The sequence below is a fragment of the Nonomuraea sp. NPDC052116 genome, from assembly GCF_040680035.1.
Taxonomy (GTDB): domain Bacteria; phylum Actinomycetota; class Actinomycetes; order Streptosporangiales; family Streptosporangiaceae; genus Nonomuraea; species Nonomuraea angiospora_A.
Map to the genome: position 1 here is coordinate 176,121 of NZ_JBFAWA010000027.1, position 3,766 is coordinate 179,886.

The 3,766-nt window shown below is 68.6% G+C and carries 4 protein-coding genes; 1 reads left to right on the forward strand and 3 read right to left on the reverse strand.

Going from position 1 to position 3,766, the window contains the following annotated elements; translation table 11 throughout:
- The 3 genes from AB0L65_RS41630 to AB0L65_RS41640 form a co-directional block, all read right to left on the reverse strand.
- Nucleotides 1-838: glycosyltransferase family 39 protein (locus AB0L65_RS41630; RefSeq protein ID WP_364257612.1), on the reverse strand; the 838-nt coding region annotated here is incomplete at its 3' end.
- A gap of 1,077 nt (nt 839-1,915) precedes the next feature.
- On the reverse strand, nt 1,916-2,101 hold the full coding sequence (locus AB0L65_RS41635; RefSeq protein ID WP_364257614.1) for a hypothetical protein: 186 nt from the start codon (nt 2,099-2,101) through the stop codon (nt 1,916-1,918).
- A 199-nt stretch (nt 2,102-2,300) separates the two neighbouring features.
- Nucleotides 2,301-2,687, reverse strand: coding sequence for a PPOX class F420-dependent oxidoreductase (locus AB0L65_RS41640; protein ID WP_364257617.1), 387 nt, complete (start codon nt 2,685-2,687; stop codon nt 2,301-2,303).
- A 75-nt stretch (nt 2,688-2,762) separates the two neighbouring features.
- On the opposite strand from AB0L65_RS41640, the gene AB0L65_RS41645 reads away from it, so the two are divergent.
- A complete protein-coding gene (locus AB0L65_RS41645) occupies nt 2,763-3,206 on the forward strand; it encodes a MarR family transcriptional regulator (protein ID WP_364257620.1) in 444 nt (147 codons plus the stop codon).
- The last annotated feature ends 560 nt before the right edge of the window (nt 3,207-3,766 follow it).

Here is a 3,766-nt window from a genome sequence, read left to right on the forward strand (position 1 = left end):
CCCCGCCGGTCACCCCGCTCCCGGCCCCACCGGTTTCCCCGGCCTTTGCCCTGCCGGCTTCTCCGGCCCCGCCGGGTTCCTCTACCTGGCGTGGCGCCGCCTTCCACAGCAGCACCGCACCGGCCAGCGCCAGGGCGAACAACATCACGCCCAGCCCGGTCGCCCCCGCCGCCATCTTCGGGAACTTCAGCCATACCTCCGGCCCTCGCTGCGGGATCCAGCTGATCGCATGCCGCTCCCCGAACCCCACCAGCCCCAGCACCGCAGCGGGCACACACCCGACGGCCATCGCCGCCAGCATCGGCACCACCCGGCCCCGGCGCACCAGCAGTAGTTGGGCGGGCAGTACCAGCACCGCGAACAGGTGGGTGGAGCACACGAGGGCCACCGCGACCCCGTACACCACCCACCGCCTGACCTCGGAGCGCTCCACGGCCCGATGCAGCGCCCAGAACGAGAACACCACCGCGGCCGCCGCGAACGCATACGACCTGGCGAACGCCCCGAAGTAGGACACCGAGGGCAGGATCGCGAAGACGGCGGCCGCGATCACCCCGGCCCGCGTGCTGTGCAACCGCCGCCCCAGATCGACCAGGAACCAGGCGGCCACGCCGATCCCCACCGCCGACGGCAGCCGCAGCCACAACTCCGCGGTACCTGCCTTCATCCAGAGGTGCATGAACAGGTAGTACGGGAGGAAATGACCGTCGATGTGCCGGGCCAGCTCCCACATCCCGGACAGCGAACGGGAAGCGGCGCTGATGGTGGCCAGCTCGTCGCCGTTCAGGGTGGCGGACCCCGTACCTGTGAACGCCGCGATTCCGGCGAGCAAGGACATCCACCAAGGGGTGGCTGTACGGAGGCGTTCGGCGGGACGGGCGGGGGGAGCTAGCGTGGCGGCAGTGGTCACCGGGGCAGGATACGCGGGGGGAAGGTCGGGAGTATTCGCGTTCGCCCCTTATGCACTGCGGCCGGGCCACGAGCCCTTCAGCCCGACCGCCTCAAAGCCGTACCGGCTCACCATCGCATCCATCCCCGTGTGGCGCTCGTGATGCAGTTCGCCCGTGGGGCCGCGCACGCAGCGGTGCTTCCCCAACGCTCTGACCATGTCGGCGACTCGCGCCCTCCGGCCCGGCACCAGGCCGCCCCGATTCGTTGGCCCGCCTTTGCCGGGCGGCAGGCAACTGCGCCAGTTCGTTGCGGAAGACCATAAGGCGAGCTCTTGAACGTCGGCGATGACCATATGGGCCGCGCCGAACCGAGCCCGCCCCGCGCCCCAACAGGGCCAGTCGGGCGACACGTGCCCGTCATCGAGAGCGGGGCGTCACCGGGGCTGCCGAGCAGCACCCATCACTCGCACAACATCCCTGCAGCGCGTCGATCATGCCACCGTCCTGCATCAACACCCACGGCACTCCGGACATGCGAGCGATGTGGGCATGCGGCGGTGTGGGCCCGGGCAATGCGGCCATGCGGTACCGCGGCCATGCGACCCATCCCCGCCAGCGCCCGCCCACTCCCGATGCCGATCGCCGGCTGGGCCCGCCACGCTCTGGTGCCGGCTGCGTCTACGGCCCGCCACACTCTGGATTCGACCGTGTCCCGGCCACGTCCTGCTCCGCCACATCCTGGTCCCACCACGCGTGCCGACCGCGTCTCGGGCCCGCCTGTCTCGGGCCCGCCTGTCTCGGGTCAGTCATGCCCGGGTCAGCCACGTTCCCAGGCCGTCACATCCCGGCGACCGCGTCTTGGCCCCACCGCTCGCCCGCCTGCACTCCCCGTGTCTCACATGCGCCGTTCAACCCCCGCCAGTCGCCACGGCGTTCCGGGCACAACACTCAACCCCGCCAGCAATTACTCCGCCTCGGGCACACCAGCCGGGCCCGCCAGCCTCTACGGCGTCCGGGCACACGGGTTACCGCCACCCCATCGCCACCAGCTCGACTACCGCTACCACCAGCACCAGCCCGGCCATCCCACCGGTCACGGTCACCACCACCGGCACCAGCCGCCCCATGGCCACCACCACCGGCACGGCCCCTACCGCCACGGGCACGGCCCCTACCGCCACGGGCACGGCCACCGTCACCAGCCCGGCCACCCCCGCGCCACCCCACGGCCACGGGCATCGGCACGGTCACCGGGAACCTGCGACGGACGCCAGGGGGATGCCGATGGGAGGCCGTCCCCCGCCACCCCCGCCCCCAGCCACAGTGATCTCGCTCCCTGAGCGATCCCCCGAGCGGATCCCCGGGCAGATCCCCGAGCGGATCCCCGACGTCGCCAGGGTCGCCGCGCAATCATTGCCGGGTGACGCGCGTCGGCTTCACGACGATCACCACCCGCCGATCGGCATCCCCAACCGGCCGCTCGTACTCCAGGCCGTACCGGTTGGCCAGCACGTCGAAGAAGTCCCCCGAAGGGTCGAGCTCCAGCCGCTCGACCACGCCGCGGATCTCCAGATAGCGATACGGCTGCTCAGGGTCGTTGATGGAGACCGCCACCTGCGGATGCTGCTTGACGTTCCGGTACTTGAAGCGATCCATCGTGGTCGTGAAACGCAGGTACTCCCCGTCCCAGATCGTCCAGACCGGGTTCACGTTGGGCGTCCCGTCGGCCCCGATCGTCGCCAGATGGGCGAACAGCGGGCGCTTCAGCAGGTCCAAGTGGCTGTCGGGAATGATCACGTCTCTCCTCCAAAGCGTAGGTACGTGCCAGGTTATCAAAGCTTTGATAACCATCAATGTTGTACTATTTGCGACATGGGGATGCCTGCGGACGAACGCCTCGGTCTGGACATCAAGCGTGCGGAGCAGACCCTGATCGCGGCCAAGCAGGCCGCCGTCCGGCCGGCGGGCCTGACCGTTCCCCAGTACGCGACGCTGTTCGCCCTGGCCGACAACCCCGGTATCTCGGGCGCGGCGCTGGCCAGAGCGTGCCTGGTCACGCCCCAGGCCATGACCGTCGTGCTCAAGAACCTGGAGGAACGCGGCCTCATCGAACGCTCCCCGCACCCATGGCATCGAAACGTCCTGGAGACCCGGCTGACCGAGGCCGGGCGTGCGGCGCTGAAGGCGGCGGACGAGCGCGCCGTGGTGATCGAACGCGCGATCGCGAGTGAGTTCAGCGCGGAGGAGCGGGAGCAACTGCGCAGCCTGCTGGCCCGGTGCGCCGAAGCGATCACCCGCGCCACTCTGGAACTGTGACATCAAGAGACCGTCGGGTTGTGCCACCTGGAGGGCTGGGACACGGCTCGCGCCGCGCGCCGGGGGACCGTCCGCGACACACCCCCTGGCGAGGCGATTTGACGTGTCGCGGATTGCGACCTAGTCTTTCAGTTCGCGCCGGGAGTGAGCCGGACGCCGATCAGGCGGACGGGCCCCCGCGCAAGCCCTTTGAAATGACGAGCCACTCGGCAGAGCCGCTTCGGCGCGCTCGGAGTTCGGGTCGTCGTCTGGCGCACGGAGATCACCGAAAAATCGGTTGATTCGACAGGCTCTGGATGACACGGTAAGTTACGAGGGTTGCCCCGGGACAACCGGGGTGCACCATCCTAAGCAAGTCTGGGCAGTCTCCAGCAAATCTCCGGATTTGACGGAAATCAACTAGCTCGGTAAATTTTAGGAAAACGCGAGGCACGCCTCCGAGCGAAGGTCGAGAGACTTGAGCGAGGATGTACGCGTCCGTTTCTTGAGAACTCAACAGTGTGTTAAAAGCCAGTGCATGAGATACACATGCATATCCCCGTCATTTATGACGGAAATTG